General features: G+C 38.6%; 15 protein-coding genes. 3 read left to right on the top strand and 12 right to left on the bottom strand.

The features are described 5' to 3' along the window. Positions 1–68 precede the first annotated feature (68 nt). The 3 genes from nhaC to AC4EHJ_RS07050 all read right to left on the bottom strand — a co-directional run bounded on the left by nhaC (position 69) and on the right by AC4EHJ_RS07050 (position 4,779). Complete coding sequence (nhaC, locus tag AC4EHJ_RS07040) at positions 69–1,490, bottom strand: Na+/H+ antiporter NhaC (RefSeq protein WP_490974852.1); 1,422 nt, start codon at positions 1,488–1,490, stop codon at positions 69–71. A gap of 557 nt (positions 1,491–2,047) precedes the next feature. Continuing rightward, entirely contained in the window at positions 2,048–3,127 is a 1,080-nt protein-coding gene (locus tag AC4EHJ_RS07045; protein WP_490974853.1) for a M42 family metallopeptidase, read from the bottom strand. A 17-nt stretch (positions 3,128–3,144) separates the two neighbouring features. Continuing rightward, a complete protein-coding gene (locus AC4EHJ_RS07050) occupies positions 3,145–4,779 on the bottom strand; it encodes an ABC transporter substrate-binding protein (RefSeq protein WP_490974854.1) in 1,635 nt (544 codons plus the stop codon). A 661-nt stretch (positions 4,780–5,440) separates the two neighbouring features. Here AC4EHJ_RS07050 and AC4EHJ_RS07055 point away from each other — a divergent pair. The 3 genes from AC4EHJ_RS07055 (at position 5,441) to AC4EHJ_RS07065 (ending at position 8,109) form a co-directional block, all read left to right on the top strand. Continuing rightward, positions 5,441–6,262: a neutral zinc metallopeptidase gene (locus tag AC4EHJ_RS07055; protein WP_490974855.1), complete on the top strand. Its 822-nt coding sequence runs from the start codon at positions 5,441–5,443 to the stop codon at positions 6,260–6,262. 252 nt (positions 6,263–6,514) lie between these two features. Beyond that, positions 6,515–6,694 carry a hypothetical protein gene (locus AC4EHJ_RS07060; RefSeq protein ID WP_490974856.1) on the top strand — a complete coding sequence of 60 codons (180 nt, stop codon included), beginning with the start codon at positions 6,515–6,517 and terminating at the stop codon, positions 6,692–6,694. Further along, a complete protein-coding gene (locus tag AC4EHJ_RS07065; protein WP_490974857.1) occupies positions 6,691–8,109 on the top strand; it encodes an amidase in 1,419 nt (472 codons plus the stop codon). The genes AC4EHJ_RS07060 and AC4EHJ_RS07065 overlap by 4 nt, the downstream gene beginning before the upstream one ends. 212 nt (positions 8,110–8,321) lie before the next feature. On the opposite strand, the gene AC4EHJ_RS07070 is transcribed toward AC4EHJ_RS07065, so the two are convergent. From AC4EHJ_RS07070 to AC4EHJ_RS07110, 9 genes are all read right to left on the bottom strand, one after another. Further along, positions 8,322–8,771: a RidA family protein gene (locus tag AC4EHJ_RS07070; protein WP_490974858.1), complete on the bottom strand. Its 450-nt coding sequence runs from the start codon at positions 8,769–8,771 to the stop codon at positions 8,322–8,324. A gap of 104 nt (positions 8,772–8,875) precedes the next feature. Then, the gene (locus AC4EHJ_RS07075; RefSeq protein WP_490974859.1) at positions 8,876–9,622 is read right to left on the bottom strand and encodes an MBL fold metallo-hydrolase; all 747 of its coding nucleotides are present in this window, start codon (positions 9,620–9,622) and stop codon (positions 8,876–8,878) included. Positions 9,623–10,152: 530 nt separating this feature from the next. Further along, the gene (locus AC4EHJ_RS07080) at positions 10,153–11,307 is read right to left on the bottom strand and encodes a glycosyltransferase family 4 protein (RefSeq protein ID WP_490974860.1); all 1,155 of its coding nucleotides are present in this window, start codon (positions 11,305–11,307) and stop codon (positions 10,153–10,155) included. A 31-nt stretch (positions 11,308–11,338) separates the two neighbouring features. Then, positions 11,339–12,619, bottom strand: coding sequence for a nucleotide sugar dehydrogenase (locus AC4EHJ_RS07085; protein WP_490974861.1), 1,281 nt, complete (start codon positions 12,617–12,619; stop codon positions 11,339–11,341). 56 nt (positions 12,620–12,675) lie between these two features. After that, positions 12,676–13,806 carry a glycosyltransferase family 4 protein gene (locus AC4EHJ_RS07090; RefSeq protein WP_490974862.1) on the bottom strand — a complete coding sequence of 377 codons (1,131 nt, stop codon included), beginning with the start codon at positions 13,804–13,806 and terminating at the stop codon, positions 12,676–12,678. Between the two features lie 19 nt (positions 13,807–13,825). Beyond that, complete coding sequence (locus AC4EHJ_RS07095) at positions 13,826–14,377, bottom strand: acyltransferase (protein ID WP_490974863.1); 552 nt, start codon at positions 14,375–14,377, stop codon at positions 13,826–13,828. A gap of 1 nt (position 14,378) precedes the next feature. Next, positions 14,379–15,785: an O-unit flippase-like protein gene (wzx, locus tag AC4EHJ_RS07100; protein WP_490974864.1), complete on the bottom strand. Its 1,407-nt coding sequence runs from the start codon at positions 15,783–15,785 to the stop codon at positions 14,379–14,381. Between the two features lie 71 nt (positions 15,786–15,856). Further along, positions 15,857–16,417: an acyltransferase gene (locus AC4EHJ_RS07105; RefSeq protein WP_490974865.1), complete on the bottom strand. Its 561-nt coding sequence runs from the start codon at positions 16,415–16,417 to the stop codon at positions 15,857–15,859. Between the two features lie 95 nt (positions 16,418–16,512). Further along, positions 16,513–17,748 (bottom strand): O-antigen ligase family protein, encoded by a 1,236-nt coding sequence (locus AC4EHJ_RS07110; protein WP_490974866.1) that lies wholly within the window; start codon positions 17,746–17,748, stop codon positions 16,513–16,515. Positions 17,749–17,805: the final 57 nt, after the last annotated feature.

A 17,805-nucleotide genomic window follows, 5' to 3' on the forward strand; every position in this document is an offset into this window, starting at 1 on the left:
GTGGTGTGTAATCCGCAAAGTTTAGAATTGTTCCTTGTCAAGGAGCTAAAGTTTGAGCGTGCGATTTTTTAGTTTTGCAAGGCTTTCTTTGCGGTCACCTTTTTTCCTGTTTGATTTCCAGGAACATCGACCTTTGCAATTCCGATACCTGTCATGATATAGATAATTGCAAAGACGATTCCGAGGTAAAGCATTGGTGCGAAGGGCGCGTATTGAACAACCGGGACGCCCAGCGTTCCAGCGATGAAAGCCCCAGTGACACTCCAGGGAACTAAAGGAGCTAATGCTGTACCCGAGTCTTCCAAAGTTCTGGAAAAGTTTTTGCGGTGCAAGCCGTATTTGTCATACATCGATTTCATCATAGGCCCTAATACAGCAAACGTTACGTAATAGCTTCCCGTAATGATAAATAGGAAAGCATGAAGCGATAAGCTCGATAACATAAGCCCTTTTCCGGTATTGACTACTTTTTGGATGCCGGTCAAAATGACATCAATCACTCCGGCAGTCTGAAGAGGCGAACCGAAAATGGCGGCGGCAATCAACAAAGCGACGGTTCCGAGCATACTGGCAAGGCCGCCCCGCTGCAGCATGCTATCAACAACTTCTACACCCGTTGACGCTGTATAGCCGTCATTTAAAGCAACGGCGATCTCGCCTAACCCATTCCCTTGGAATATGGCGGCCAGCAGAACGCCCAGTAAAATCCCGACACCAAAAACAGGCAAGGTCGGTTTACCCCGGTAAATCAAAAATAAGATCACAACAGGCGGCAGCAGAAGCAACGGATTCAAGTTGAAATTGGCATCTAACGTACTCAGAATGCTCGTGATCTGCTCATTTTCAATTTGCCCGCCAACTTGAAAGCCGAGAATCAGAAAAACAATCAAGGAAATAACAAATCCCGGAATCGTCGTGTACAGCATATGTTTAATGTGATCCACTAACTTCACATCCGTAACGGCAGCTGCCATAACGGTCGTATCCGATAAAGGCGACAGCTTGTCACCGAAAATCGCGCCAACAACGACGGCTCCTGCCGTGTAATGAAGCGGAATATCCAGGCCGACCGAAACTCCCATGAATGCAACACCAATGGTTCCAATCGTCCCCCAAGAAGTTCCGGCCATTACGGACATCAGCGCACATGCCAAACATGCCACAAACAGAAAAACACTCGGATGAATCAGAAGCAATCCGTAATACACAATCAACGGAATCGTACCTGCCAACATCCAGACCCCGATCATCAAGCCGACTGCAAGCAATATGAGAATTGGTATAAACATGGCACGCAAATTATCCAGAATGCCTTTTTCGATATCGTCCCATTTGACTCCCCATAACAAGCTCAAGATAATGACTGCAGTCCCGGCAGCAAGCAACACAATCGTCGACTCTGCGTCTATAAAGATGATGCCGCCGAACACAATAGCTATTGATACGGCAATTAGTATGATTGCTTTCACCGGTGACAAAGTTCCGTTCATCCCCATTCCCCCTATATATTAGTTGAACTGATTTTTTATTGGATTTTTCTTTTTTTCATCATTGATCAAGCAGCTGGCTAAATTTTACGGGAAACCTCTGAAAACTCCATATCCGCTTTTATCCGTCTAAAAACTCTTTGATGATTTGATACCTACTTTTTAGCTGCGAACCGCATTCGTCCAAACGCAGCTTGGGAATATGATTGTTTAATGCCTGCTTTTCTTATGTCTATAGCTTCTGGATGGTAAAGCACTGTTTCTTTCTGCATACAATCCCTTCAAATAAAACAGGCTTCTGTTGCCTTTTTCATTGAGATTGCTCCGTGGGCAATTCTTCATTTGGGATTTCAAGCTATTTTTTCTTTTACATAGAAAACCTCCGTTTCAAAGAAAATAATTCTAAGCGTCATTGCACAAAAACAGCCACCCTTTGAAATCGGTTGATTTCATTGAAGATGGCTATTCTTTTATGCATATTTAAGTTATCAAAGGAACTGCATTTGCCACAGCGACACATTTTTGAAAGTCGTTCGATAATTATTCCCAGCGATGTGAATTTACGTATCCAAAAAATTCTTCCCAACCAACTCGCCGGACTGATAAATGAACCCAGCCGCCAGCTTGACGGTGTTATCCAAATCGCCCAAATCGACGATTTCCACAGGCGAATGGGTATAGCGGGACGGAATGGATATGACGCCGGAAGATACCCCGGTAGATGTCATATGGATGGCGCCGGCATCTGTGCCGATTCCCATGAAGACTTCCATCTGGTGCGGAATCTTGTGTTGCGCTGCAACTTTTTCCAGTAACCCCGTAACAAGCGGATGGGCAATCAGCGATTTGTCGGCAATTTTGATGCAAGGACCTCCGCCGAGCACGCGCGTTCCGGTCATCAACACATCGTACGTGTCGCTCGTTGGGGTTGTGTCAATCGCGAGCGCAAAATCGGGTTGGATAGCGGGAGACAGCACGGACGCTCCCCGCAGCCCGACTTCTTCCTGTACGGTGAAGACGCAGTAAACGTCGCCGTGCTGGCGGTCCGGATTATCCTTCAACTCCTTGAGGAGCTGGATCAACACCGCACATCCCGCGCGGTCATCCAGCGCTTTTCCGACAACGCGGTTGCGCTTTTTGTCCCCCACTAGTTTCAGGCCGCTGCCATAACTGATGGGCTGGCCGACTTTCACGCCCATTTCGAGGACTTCGTCGGCAGAGCTCGCACCGATATCAATATACAGTTCCCGGTGGGAATCGATGCGCTTCGGATCATCCCATTTCACGTAATGCATGGACAGCGTGCCAATCACGCCTTCTACGTATCCTTCGCTTCCTTTTATTGTCACCGGCTGCGCAAGCAGAATGCGGTCATCGAAACCGCCGAGCTTTTCAAAACGGAGCGTGCCGTTCGGCTCGATTTTTTTGACGATAAGCCCGATTTCATCGGCATGCGCTGCCAATAAAACCGAAGGCATGCTAGCATCGGTTGCATTGATTTTGACAATCAGATTGCCTAATGCATCCACTTCCACGCTATCTGCTCCATCTTTCACTTTGTTCAGGATAAACCGTTGGACATCTTGTTCGAATCCGCTCGGCCCCACCAGTTCACACAAATCTTGTAATAGTTGATACACAAAATCACTCCAAGGAATTAGTTTGATAGGTAGACGTCTGTCAGTAAATCATTGCTCATCGGATGCGGCACGTAGCCTTCCACGTAATCCATCTGCGCAAGCGGTGGCGTCGTGTAAGCGAGCATCACCCACGGCGCGTCTTTTTGAAACAGCTGCTGCGCTTGTTTGTATAGCTCGATGCGCTTGTCTTGGTCAAGGGTTTCACGCGCTTCGGTGATCAAAGCGGTGAATTCATCGCTTTTGTAAAACGCGATATTTTGTGCAGGCACGGTAGCATTTGTTTTGCTGAGGTTCGGATAAAGGAAATTATCCGGATCCGCCATAACGCCGGTCCAGCCGTACATCGCCATCTCATGCGCGCCGGCTTTCGTATCTTCCAGATAAGTCGCCCATTCCATCGAAACGATTTCTGCTTCAATCCCGACTTTCGCTAAATCTGATTGGATCGCTTCCGCAATTTTCATCGGTTCCGGCAAATACGGGCGCGGGTTGCTCATTGTATGCAGTTTCGTCTTAAACCCATTTTCAAATCCTGCTTCTTTCAAGAGCTTTTTGGCTTCTTCTACATTGTATTCGTACTTCTCCAAGGAATCATCATAGCCCCAAAGCGATGGCGGCAACGGGCTTGTGGCAGTCTCGGCAAGGCCGTTATAAAACGCATCGACGATTTTGTCTTTGTCGATGGCCATATTGAGCGCTTGGCGCACCAATGGATTGTTGAACGGTTCTTTTTCCGTGTTCAAAGCCATATAGCCGATGTTGAAGCTTGGCCGCTTGAGCAATTCAAGCCCTTCGGTGTCTTCCACAATCGTCGTATCGGTTGCATTCATGCCGTCGAGCACATCAATTTCCCCGGTCTGCAACGCATTCAAACGTGCCGCATTTTCCGGAATCACCTGGAAGATGACTTTATCCAAATACGGTTTTCCTTCCATCCAGTACTCAGGGTTTTTCGCCAGCGTGATGGTGTTATTGCGGCTCCATTCTTCAAACATGAATGGCCCTGTCCCCACCGGGTTTTCGTTCAGCTTTTCACCGTGTTTCTCAATCGCTGCCGGGCTTGCGATGCCGAACATCGAAATCGCCAAATAACTTAAGAACGGCGCCGTTTTGCGTTTCAGCTTGATTTCCAGTTCATGGTCGTCTGTCGCTTTCACATGCTCGATCAAGTGGTTCTCGTCTCCTTTAAAACCGCCGTAAAGGAACGGATAATACGCGAAATCCCCTTGGTGGTACGGGTTTTCCGGATCCATCCAGCGGTCGAAGTTGAAGACGACCGCTTCCGCGTTGAAATCAGTGCCGTCATGGAACTTCACGCCTTCGCGCAATTTGAACGTCCACGTCAGTCCATCTTCACTGGAACTGTACTCTGTCGCCAGCTTCGGCTGCAATTCCAGGTTTTGATCGTATTCAAGCAAAGTCTCAAAAACATTATGCGTCACACGGATCGATTCCCCGTCTGTCACATTGATCGGATCTAAGCCGACTGAATCAGCTCCGCGGCCATAGACAAGTGTTCCGCCTTGCTTGTCTCCTTCTGGCGTTTCACCGCCGCTGTCAGCGTTGTCCGCTCCATCATTTCCGGAACAAGCGGCGAGCATCAAGACGAGAATCAATCCCAGGATAAACGGGAGTTGCAGTTTTTTCTTCATTTTTTGTGCCTCCTCTTTTTAGCGTAAATTTCCATCTGTAAGTTGAAACAAAATGAATAGGGGCTGTCTATAGGATATTCCCCTTATTTTTCTATGAATACTGTCCTTATCGCACTCCTTTCGTTTTACAAAATAACCTATTTCGAACTATTTCTCTTCCTTAAAGTAAGAATTACTTAACTTCTTCTTAACTTTTGTTCTGAAACTTCTTTAAGTGTATTAGCAATAAAATTTAAAGTCAATTATTTATTATAAAATTCAATTAATTTATTTTGCTCCTTGAAAATTGTTTACACTTTTAGATGAAAATCTGAATTGGCATCCAAGCAGGTTGAATTATTCTTCGAATCAAATGTATAAATGCAGTCCCAAGTGATTAGCTCCAATTCAAGAAGCTTTTTAGATGGTTTATGGGGCATTTATTTTAATTGAATAAATTCAATTTGGTCATACACAGTGGCGAGATTTTTTTCGATAGTGCTGGTGTTCCTTCCATCACCCTCTATGTATTCTGCTACTTGGCAAGACATTTAAAAATAATTAAAAATTTATCATTTAAATATCAAATATATGATAGAATGATAATTAATTATTAAAAATTCAGAATTCAATTATACCCGTGCCCGTGGATTTGCCAATCAAAAACTAGGAGATGATCATTATGTGGAAAAAGACAGCACAAATCATGTTTGCCATGGTCATCTTCCTGTTGCTTCCCGGGTGGAACCCTCTTCAAGCTCCGCCACAAGCAGCGGAAAATCAAAAAGCCGTCGTTCCCCAAGCTCTTGGCTTATCAGCAAAAGAATCGACTTTAGCTAGCCCAGCGTTCAAGAAAGATCTGCCGACGGATTACACAATGCATGATTATCTTGTCTACGTCTTGGCTGATGTGGAAGCATTTTGGTCTCCCATCATGGTTAAGGATGGTTATGCAAAACCTGCTGTCACTTATTCGTTCCCAGCTTTAGGAGAACAGGTCCAGACCGAATGCATTATTGAAACACCGATCGATCCGGCGCAAGCATTTTATTGCGGCTTTGATGACCAGATCGTCATGACGCAGCTAATGGCCGCTCAGCTATTGGAAGGGACGTACAAAACCAATTTAGAGCCGCCGAGTGAATACAAGGCCGGTGATTTCTCCGTAGCCTTTGTGCTGGCTCACGAATACGCGCATAATCTGCAAACCGAGCTCGGATGGCTGCCAGTAACCGGCGACGAGGCCCCGAAAGCGACTTCCCGGAGCATTGAACTGAACGCGGATTGCCTGACGGGCGTATGGACCCATTCGGTAAACGCTCGCGGCCTTCTGGACACCACGGACATCCAGGAAGTGAAGCGGACGCTGGCGGATATCGGCCAAGACCCATCAGCTCCTAATCCGACGCACGGAACGCCGAAAGAGCGGACCGACGCTTTTCTGCTTGGCTATGATTCCGGAGCGGCTGCCAGCTGTGACCCTTACTTGACCACTCCTTATTAAACAGACCGGCTCTCCTCATTCTGCACAAGAAATCCACCCCCTTGAGTTTCCTTGGGAGTGGATTTTCTTTCTTCTATTATTGTGCAGGCTCAGCATTGCGTGGCATTGCCTCTTCTTCTGAGAAATGAATTTCTCATTGTTCATTCATTTACACTAAATTAATCAAAATATTCTTTCTATTATGATAAGGTAGACGTAATCATCTTTGTTCTCACATAAGCTTTCAACCTAATTTGAATGGGAGGAAAAGGAATGGCACAGAACATTTTAAAGATCTTGCAAGACAAAGGCATCGACGTACCGGAACATCACGTGGAAATGTTGGAGAGTCAATGGGCAGTTTTCGAAAAAATGCGAGCGACCGTGGACCAGGAGGCACTAGCCGATTACGACATCGGCTTGACCCATGTGCCAGCAGGTGATGGGAAATGACGCAGGACTTAGCGAAACAATCGATTGGCGAACTGGCTCCGTTGCTCCAAAACAAAGACATTTCCCCTGTCGAATTAACCGAAGCGGTGCTGAAAAATGTCGACAAGTACGACAGCCATGTGAATTCCTATATCGAAATCCAAGCCGATGGAGCGAGACAGGCAGCAAAAACGGCTGAGAGTGAAATTGCGAGCGGCAATTACCGCGGTCCCTTGCACGGCATCCCGATAGCGTTAAAAGACATTATGTATTTCAAGGGAGAAACAGCAACGATGGGCTCCGGCATCCACCGGGATTTCGTGCCCGATTATGATGCAACGGTCGTATCGAAGCTGAAAAGCGCGGGTGTGGTTTTTACCGGTAAGCTGAACATGCACGAGTATGCCTGGGGCGCAACGACCACCAATCCGCATTTCGGCGCTTGCCGTAACCCGTGGGACCTCAGCAAAATTCCAGGCGGGTCAAGTGGCGGCTCAGGCGCAGCCGTTGCCGCTGACATGGCCATCGCGTCTCTTGGCACCGATACAGGCGGTTCCATCCGCATTCCCGCTGCAAGCTGCGGCATTATCGGCTTGAAACCGACCCACGGAAGAATCTCAAAGTACGGCTGTTTCCCTTTGGCCTGGAGCCTCGACCATATCGGACCGTTGACCAAGACGGTCTACGATGCCGCGTTGCTGTTGGAAACCTTGTCCGGCTATGACCCGCAAGATCCGACGTCTATAGATAAACCTTCCCAAAATTACAGTGGCGGGCTGTCCGAAGACTTGAAAGGCAAAGTGATCGGCATCGATGAAGATTACTTTTTCCGCAATGTCGACAAACGTGTCGATGAAGCTGTGCGAAACGCAATCAACGAATTGGTGAAACTCGGGGCACGGATCGAACCGATCAAAATCCCGTCGCTGTCACAAGCGGAGTTTGCCGAACTCGTCACCATTACATCGGAAGCCAGCGCCGTCCACCACCAGAATTTGATCAAGCATCCGGAAATGTTCGGAGAAGATACCCGCTTCTTGCTGGAGTTTGGTGAATTGGTGACGGCCGTGGATTATTTGCAAGCCCAGCAAATCCGCCGGAAACTGAGCAATGAGTTTGCACAAGCATTCAAGCAAGTCGATGTCATCATCAGCCCGACGCTGCCGTTCCTGCCGCCGCTCATTGGCGACAACACCGTAGACATCAACGGCCAAACGCTGAGTTTCCTGGATGAAGTGATCCGCTTTACAGGACCTGGCAACTTAACCGGGCTCCCGGCCTTGAGCATTCCGTGCGGTGTCCGCGACGGCTTGCCGATCGGCTTGCAGATTATGGGCCCTGCCTTTGAAGAAGAAAAAGTATTGAATGTGGCCTATGCGTTGGAGAAGCTCCAGTTGATGAAAGGCAAAAAGCCGGATCTGCTTAACGTCTTTTGAAGTAAAGCTTAACTTTTCTCTTGCAGGAAGCGGCCTAATTCAGGAGAATTTTGCTTTCCTCTTAAAAATAAAACAGCCGCTCCGAGAAAGTTGCATTCTCGGAGCGGCTTTCTTTTGCATTCAAATGTCGCTTATATTTAAAACACTATAGAATAGGTTCTTTTCCAAGCACGCGAATCCGTCCATACCCCATCAACAAAGCAAGATCAGGTTTAATCTCTATTTCCAGCAGCTACGGCGGCAATAAGTTGAATCTCGACCGGTGCATTGCCCGGCAACGACGCAACACCGACCGCAGCCCGGCTCCCGATTCCTTTGCTGCCTAATTGTTCATATAAGTACTCAGAAGCAAAGTCCGCCAAAGTGGAATGCGCTTCAAATGTGTCTTCCGCATTCAGGTAAACGGTGAGCGAAACAATTTGTTCAATCCCTTCCTGCTCCACAAGTAAACTTCTGGCTGCAGTGAGTGCATTTTCAACCGCTTGCCTGACTGCTTCTTTATAGCTAACTGCCGGCTGATCGGTGCTGACTTTCCCGTATTGAATCATTCTGCCTTTATTTCTCGGGGTCATCCCGGCGGTATAAATCAGGTTTTCAAACCGCGTTGCCGGAACATATTTCCCCTGCGGAACGGGGTTATTCGTTTCTTCTTGCTTGTTCATTTTCGCTACAGCTCCTCTACATTAATGAACCGTTTAGTTTCAGCAATATGCACTCATCTAAAAAAATTCTGCCTATTCTATTCAAGGCATGATTTTCTTCCCACTTATGTTAACTCGGCTCCAACAAAATCTATATTTGCTTCATGCCGTGGAATGAGGTGGGGCGGAATTGGCTGTTGCCGGTAAAGAGCTTTTTTATTCCCAGACATTAATTGGTGCAAGTAATCCAAATCATCTTCGATTCGTTTGAGAATTTCCGGTTGAGAATCGAAAATAGGATCGCCATGGCCAGGAATCAATGTGTGAATACCATGTTCGATTATTTTCTCTTTCATCCGCTGCAAGCTTTCGATGTATTTTTTGCTTGAATAAAAAATAAACGGAAATTCCAAATTTGATAAGACGTCTCCTGCTACCACAAGTTTTCGCTCCAGAAAAAACGTAGCCATCATATCGTCGGTGTGGCCCGGTATGGGCAAAAAATAAAGCAGATCATCCGAGGTGGATTTGGTCGTCTCCTCCACGATTTCCTCATCGATCCTGAGATTCTCAAGTTCTTTGTCACGTGCGACATACCACTGTAGATCAAAAGACCGAACTTTCTCCATAGGGTCTTGGCGTTCACTGATTTTATGATGGCCTACCGTATGTCCATATGAAAAATCGGAAAATCCGGCAATGTGATCCCAATCGGCATGTGTGTAAATCACGTATACCTTTTTGTCTGGGAGCGATTTTTTAATTTGTGTTAATTCGTGAGGAAAATAGGTTGGATCAAAGAGAAAGCATTCCTCTCTTCCTTCTATTAAAGTTGAGTTCGTTTGCCATAAGCAGCTCTGATAAATATTCATAAAAATCCCCCTTTTAACGACAAGTTTATCATAGAGCGACCGGGCGGTATGAGACACGTATAAAATACCCTTTCCTATCTGCTTAAGCCTCAAATTCTTTGGTGAATACAGCAAATGAAATGAGCCACTTCGGACGGATTAGTGAGCCGCTCGAGAAGACCAACCCGTGGTATTGCATCTATTACCTGTCGTAACTGCAGAACGCCGAGTAAGATCTCCATTAAGAAGACATAGGGCCCTTGGAGATACAGAACCAACGATTGTCTTCAGGCAAAATGGGACTGCCCGCCTCTTTAAAGTAGTCCCATTTCATCCCTGTGTACGGAGCAATTATGAATAGTTAGCCGGTTGCAAGAAAACACAAAAACCGCCTTCGAAATCCTTTGATTTCATTGAAGGCGGTCTTTTGGGTATTCATTTTAACTGAATAAGTTCAATGGTGTCTCACACAGGGGCGTGATTTTCCAACATTGGAAGTGCATTTTACATTATTTAAAACTACCCTAAATATTTTTTATTGTGATTCAAAATTATATATCTAATTTTTGATTACAAAACGCATCAAAAATTTTCATCTGACGATTTAAAACTTTTTGCTCTTCAAATTCATTTAAAAATATTTCTCTCGAATTCAACCCAAAATTTTTCATTTTATTTTCATCAATAAAAATTTTCTCTATTGCATTAGCTAAAGAGTTTGCATCTTTGACTTTACATAGAAAACCATTTGTATCTACGTGAACTTCTTCTCTACAACCACGGATATCACTAGCAACTATTGGTTTTCCCATCGCCATTGCTTCAATTATTGATCGAGGTAAACCTTCTCTATAAGATGGTAAAGTGAAAATGTCGGAAGCTGCAATTATCTCTGGAATATCTTCTCTTAATCCAAGTAATTTAATATTTTTGCTTATCCTATTATCCATTTCCTCAATTAATTTTCTAGGTTCAAGACCATCTCTATCTCCTTTAACTTCTCCTCCTACAATTAAAAGTACTAAATCAGAATATTTATTAGAAAGAATTTCGAATGCTTTTAATAATTCACGAATTCCTTTTTCTTCTACAAGCCTTCCTATAAAAAGAATTACAATTTTACCTTCTACATCGTATTGTTTACGTAATATATCTCTATTATAAATTAAAGGATTAAATCTTTCACCCGACACTCCGTTATTAATATGAACTAGGCGATTAACTTTGTTAAATTTTTTGTTAACAGCCAAATCATAATCTTCTATACTTTGAAAGAAGATATAATCAGTTAAATATTTACCCCAAATTTTTTCCAAGAAGTAAGAGATTTTGTATACTATAGGATTCATATTTTCATGAAAATAAAATCCATGAGCTGTATATATATTTAATGAGACGCCAGTAATTTTTGCAGCTAATCGAGCAATTAAACTTGCAACAGGCGTATGTGAATGTATTACGTCATACTTCTCTTTTCTAATAAGCAGAATTAACTTTATTAATGCTTCAAAATGCTTAAATATGTTTAAGTTTCTAGAAAATGGAATTTGCTTTATCACATATCCTTCTTCTATTAAATCTCGACCAATTTCATTTGAATTACATGCAATATGAACTTCATATTTATTTTTTTTTAAATCGTCTACTAAAGGCAAAAGAAACTTTTTCACAGTAAAGTCTACTGCGGTAACTTGCAATACTTTCATTGAGAAATCCCTCTTACTATAGTCATTTATATTAAAGTCTCCATAAATCAATTGAACTAGGTTTTAATTCTTTATTTAAAGAACTTTTAATGTCCACTACTAAACCTCTATTTTCTTTTAATAATTTTTCAATTATACCCCAACTGCCTTCTACATAATCTCGATGCGGAACTGCAAATATTACGGCATCAGCAGGCATAAGATCTGCTATATTTATTAAAGAGACGCCATATTCTTTCATTGCTTCTACCGCCTCTGCTTCTACATCAGTAACTTGTACTTCAATATCATATTCTTCTAGTTCTCTTATTACATCTATCACTTTTGAATTACGTAAATCTGGCACATTTTCTTTGAATGTCAACCCAAGAACAGTTACTTTTGCGCCTTGAATAACAACACCTTGTTTAATTAACTTTTTCACTAAAGTTCTAGCAATAAATTTTCCTATTTCATCATTTATTCTTCTACCAGCCAGAATAACGTCTGGCTGATATCCTACAGCTTGAGCTTTATGAGTTAGATAATATGGATCTATTCCTATACAGTGTCCTCCTACAAGACCTGGAGAGAAATTAAGAAAGTTCCATTTTGTTCCTGCTGCTGTTAAAACTTCGGTAGTATCAATATCTAAACGATCAAATATTAATGCTAACTCATTCATCAAAGCTATATTCACATCACGTTGAGTATTCTCAATAACTTTTGCCGCTTCAGCAACCTTGATAGAGCTAGCTTTATGGACTCCTGCTTTTACAACACTTGCATATGTATCAGCTACAATATCAAGAACTTTTGGAGTTTGTCCTGAAACTACTTTAATAATAGTAGCAAATGTATGTTCTTTATCTCCAGGATTGATACGTTCAGGAGAATAACCTACGAAGAAATCTATGCCATATCTCATACCAGAAAACATTTCTAGTACTGGCACACAAATTTCTTCGGTTGCTCCAGGATATACTGTCGATTCGTAAACTATAATTGTCCCTTTAGTTAAATTTCTCCCTACTGTTTCTGAAGCTTTTATAAGTGGGGTTAAATCCGGTTGATTGTGTTCGTTAATGGGAGTAGGTACAGCTACAATAATAAAATCAGTATTTTTAAGTTTTGTAGCATCTGAAGTGAATTCTATTAACGCCTTACTTAATTCTTCTCCAGAAACTTCATTTGTATAATCTATTCCTTGCTTTAGTGTTGCTATCCGATTTTCATTAATATCGAATCCTACTATTTTATGCTCCTTACCAAAAGCTACTGCTACTGGCAATCCCACATACCCTAATCCTACTATTCCTATATTTCTATCCATTAATTTTTTCACTCCATTATATTGAATATTTATTGTACACAATATGAGACCAAATATTATTTTAAAATATTGTCATAAAAAGCTTCGATTTTTTTAGCAGATTTTTTAATATCAAATTTTCCAGATGAAATATCTTCTCGAGCATTCATACCTAACCGTTTTCTTAATTCTTGATCTTCTATGAGATTTTTTAAAACTTCTACAGTTTTTTCGGGTGAGTTTCTTTCTATTAAGAAGCCATTATGATTATTTATTATTATGTCCGTATTTCCTACGATTTTTGTCCCTACTACCGGTATTTGAAAGCTCATAGCCTCTAGGACTACCCTTGGTAAACCTTCAAAAAGAGAATAGTTTATCAAAATATCTGTTTTTTTATACCACTCAGCTATATCTTTCTGTAAACCTACAAGATGAATATTTAGATATTTATTATTTTCAATAAGTAGCAGAATTTCTTCGTAATACTTTTCATCTTTTTTTGCACCAATAAGCAGTAAATTAACTGATGGAGTATTAGCTTTGCATATATATGGCCAAACATCTCTTATAAACTCTAATTGTCCTTTAATATCATGAAGAGCTCCAACTAATGATATATTTATAGAATTATTAGTGTTATAAGTTCTGACATAATCTCTTTGTAATTCTATTCCATTTTCTATGACAACTAATTTTCTTTCTATTTTTTTTAATTTTTTAGGAGAATAATAAGACAACACAGATGTTTTAAGACTTTCAGAAACTAAAATAATATGATCAGAAATACTTAATAAAAATTTTACTTTAGAAAAAACTGCATCTCCTCGAATATGTAATACTAATTTACTTTTACTAATCTTAGCAGCAAAATAACAAAGAATTAAACTTTCAAAATTTTGTGCATGTATAATTTTTATTTCGTATTTTTTTATCACTTTTAATAATTCTTTTGTATGATTTAAATAAGCATAAATTCCTTTAAAAGACAATTTTTTACTTCTAATAAAATTAAAAAAATCTTTGTAATTATTGTTAATTATTATATTCTTCATTTCGTTGTCTAATACAAGGTCTGATGCTAAGTTATTAAAAGTATTTACAAATATCGCTTCGTAATTATTATAATGTTTAGCCTGTTGGATTGGCGAAATGTATCCTCCCCTCAAATCGTCCATTTGATTATATATATGAATTATTACCTTCATAATTTCCTCCTTGAAATTCTTATATATATTCCTGCTTAGTTATACTCTCTCTTTTTTTTATTACTTTAGCAGGAATACCGACTGCCACAGAATAAGGGGGAATATTTTTAGTAACTACACTCCCTGCTCCTATTACGCTTCCTTTCCCAATAGTTACTCCATCGACTACAGTTACTCCTGTGCCTAACCATACATCATCTTCTATACATATTCCTTCAGCTTTGTTTCCTTGCTTTTTAATAAAGATTTCAGGATCTTCAAAAATATGATTAGAAGCTATTATCGAACATCGGGGTGCTATGGCCACATATTTACCAATTTCCACTCCACCTGTTCCAGAAATAATAGAAAAACTATTTATTGAAGTATATTCACCTATAGATATAAAGCCTTTGCTAGGTTCAATCATTACATATTGACCTATACGCGAACCTCTCCCAATTTTCAAATTCCCTTTTCTAATTTTAGTTTTTCTTATCTGAACATCTTCACTTATTTGTGCTCTATTATTACTTAATGTTATGATTCTAGCTTTTAAAAAAAAATACATTATCATAGTACGTTTCTTCAATTTAATTAGTCCCATTTTTTATTGACCTACTTTTTTTCAGAATATTAATACTTGTTTTAATACTTCTTGAAAACATATTACTGACACTCAAATCTATTAATTTAAATACTTCATAAGGCCACTTCCATGCATTATAAATTACTTGAACTAGTAAACAGGGAAGAATAATGCTCCATATTCCTATATCTAAGTATATAAAAAGAATTAAACTAAAAACTAAAGTAACAGTGCTAGAGATAACATAAGATTTAACATATGGTTGATTATTACTCAATGAAATGAAAGTTGTGCTTCTTTGATGATTTGTTAGTACGAAGTTGTATAAAAGTAAAATAACAATCTGCCCCACAGGGAGCAAAGATGTATTAGAATTTATCATATTAAATATACTACTGCTTAGAAGCCACAAACCAAAACCTCCGACAATATAAATTGTATAAGATATAAAAGTTGCAATAGAGTATATGTTTTTAAGCTCTTCTTTTTTTGAAGATAATTGTAAGGAATTCATTTTAGGTAAAAAAGTATTGAAAGTTACTGCAGCCATGGCACTAATGACACTAATTAGTTGAATAGTTAAACCATAACTCCCAATAGTTTGTAAACTTAGAAAAAGAGTTCCTAAAAATAGAAGACCTTGTGTTTGAATATAATTACTAAGGGCTACCGCCCCTAAACCTTTCGAATTGTATGCTAAAGAATTATAAACCTCTTGGAAATTTCGATTCAATTCTTGCTTAGCTTTTTTATATGATATTAAATTATTTTTAAAAATTTTGTTAATTCTCCAAGCTAATTGCATTCTCAAAAGTATAGCTACTATTAAATTTGAAATAGCTAATGCCATTAAACCAAAGCCCAAAGTAAGCAAAATTACTTGAATTATCATATAAGTAATTTGGTTAATTATAAAAGTAATTTGTAATGCTTTAATTTTTCCTAAACCTTTATATACACTTGAATAGTACATATAGTACAAAGAAATAATTACTCCAAATGCATATATTGACCATGAAAGCATACTATAAAAAACATCTAGTTCTCCGTTTACAATATAAAACACGTAAATAGAAACAAGTAACATGACAAGTAAGGATAAAATACTAATCTTTCTATATATCCTTCTAGCAGAAAATATTACAGTAAATAGTAATTCATAATTTGGTTTACCTTTATGATCAACATTAGGTAAGCCTTTTTTAGGTAATTCAGAAGCTCCACAGAATGCATAAGTTGTAAACCGGACTATTACTCCACCAAAACCCATATCTAGTAATATAACAAGTGTTCCTATAGATAAAAAAATTATCCAAAGACCATACTCAGAGCTAGACAAATGTGAAAGTACAATAGGTAACATTAAAATATTTGAAAAAATCCTTATAAAATATCCTAAAAAACTAATCATAACATCAGACTTATTAATGTTTATTTTAATCACCTTTTTATTCGTTATAATTAAAATTAAAGTATATTCTTCTAGTTTTTCACAAATTCTTTGGTTGGCAATTTAATCGCTCTTGTATACTGATTTGCCGCTCTTAAATTTTCGAATATTTCCGCATCTCTATACTTTAATATTTTTGAAGGATTTCCTCCAACTACTGCATATTCTGGTACATTTTTTGTCACTATTGATCCACCCGCAATTACAGCTCCATTGCCTATTGTTACTCCAGAAAGAATCATTGCCGATTCTCCAATCCAAACACCTTGACCAATACATATATCTTTAGCGAAATTCACATTATCAAATGGTATAGCTTTTAAATCTTCGCTATCATAATTATGATTAGCTGTAATAAAACTACATTTAGGCGCAATAATTGTTCCTTCACCAATAAATAATTTAGAGTTTTTAGATATAGACATAGAGCAATTTGGTCCAATACTTACAAAAGACTCAACGTAAATTCTACTAATGCATTTTGCTTTTAGCACTGAAAGAGGAAGCGCAGTGTTTTCACCCAAACTTCCGAATCGCTTCTTATAATAATTTAATCTTAAATTGATAAGTATATTTCTAATTTTATCTTTCATATCTATCCTCGCTTTGACTTGATTAATACATTTTTTAAATAATACTTTTACAAATTGACAGTATTTTTAATATCCATTAGTAAAGTATTCACTTTTTATTTTGAAAATAATTCCTTTGAACTTCCTAATTCTTTATTCGTATTTTTTAAGATGGTTCCCAAAGAAATCATTACCCAAAAATCAATTGTATTTGTATTGTTATGACTTAAGGAATATACACATAAAATAGTAAAAATAGCATAAAGAAAAAGCTTATTATTATTTGAGATTTCTACATGCTTAATGTCTTTATAGCTCTTAATTAGAAATATGATAAATACTATTAAACCTATGATTCCAAGTTCAGCACCAATTTTTAGAAAATCATTATGAGTTGCCATCTTTTCTCTAAAAAATAGTGTAGGGGAGACATTATTTATATATGGCATGTAGTTACTAAAAGTTGTAAGGAAGTTATTATAACCTATGCCAAAGAAAGGATTTTGTTTAATCATTTCAATTCCTATATTAAAAACACTGGTTCTCTCTTGTACACTTGCATCTTCTTTCATATTTGAAAATCTTTCCAAAACTCCGTAATAGTTGCTAAAAATATAAGCAATAGCAATTAAGAAAAAAGAAATGATAATTTGTTTGATATTTTTTTTCTTAATAAATATTATAAAAAAAGGTATTAATAGGGTTAAAATAGCTGATCTTGATTCGGTTAACATTATGGCTATAAAGATTAATATCATAGCTATATTCTTAAATTTACTTTGATTAAAAAAGAATGCAGAGAAACTAAGTACAAGATAAATTGCTAAATAATTCGAATTTGTAAATGTCACTTCTACTCTAGTTTGAGTGAAAAGATACTCAATTATGGCCACTATTGACAATACAACACCATTAATTTTAAGTATTGTTAAAAAAATTTCAAAATCATGTATCTTCATTCTATTTGAAATAAAAAAATAGGCAGCAAATATATATGCGAAATTAATTAATCCATCTAAATAACCAAGTTGATCTTTACTTGAAGAAAAACTTATTATAATAACTAGAAACAGTAAACCTAGATATAAATTAAATTTTAATTGTTCTTTCTTTTTATATAAAAAACTTAAAATCAATATCCCTAATCCTATAAGGATAATAACTCTTCCTATATTTCTATACATTAAAAATGAGATGTTTGAAAAGTTGGATCCTAGGTAAGGGAGTGATGCAAAAAAAATGTAAATAAGGAAACTATACTTTTTATTTTCTTTTATGTTATAAAATTTTAAAAAATAAAAAAATATTATTCCTATAGGCAATACTAATTTTATTAAACTACTTATTTCCATCTTTATCCTCCTATAGAAATAACTAGAATTTCGTTATACTTTAAATAATAAATATTC

Source organism: Planococcus sp. TJ-301 (assembly GCF_058268475.1).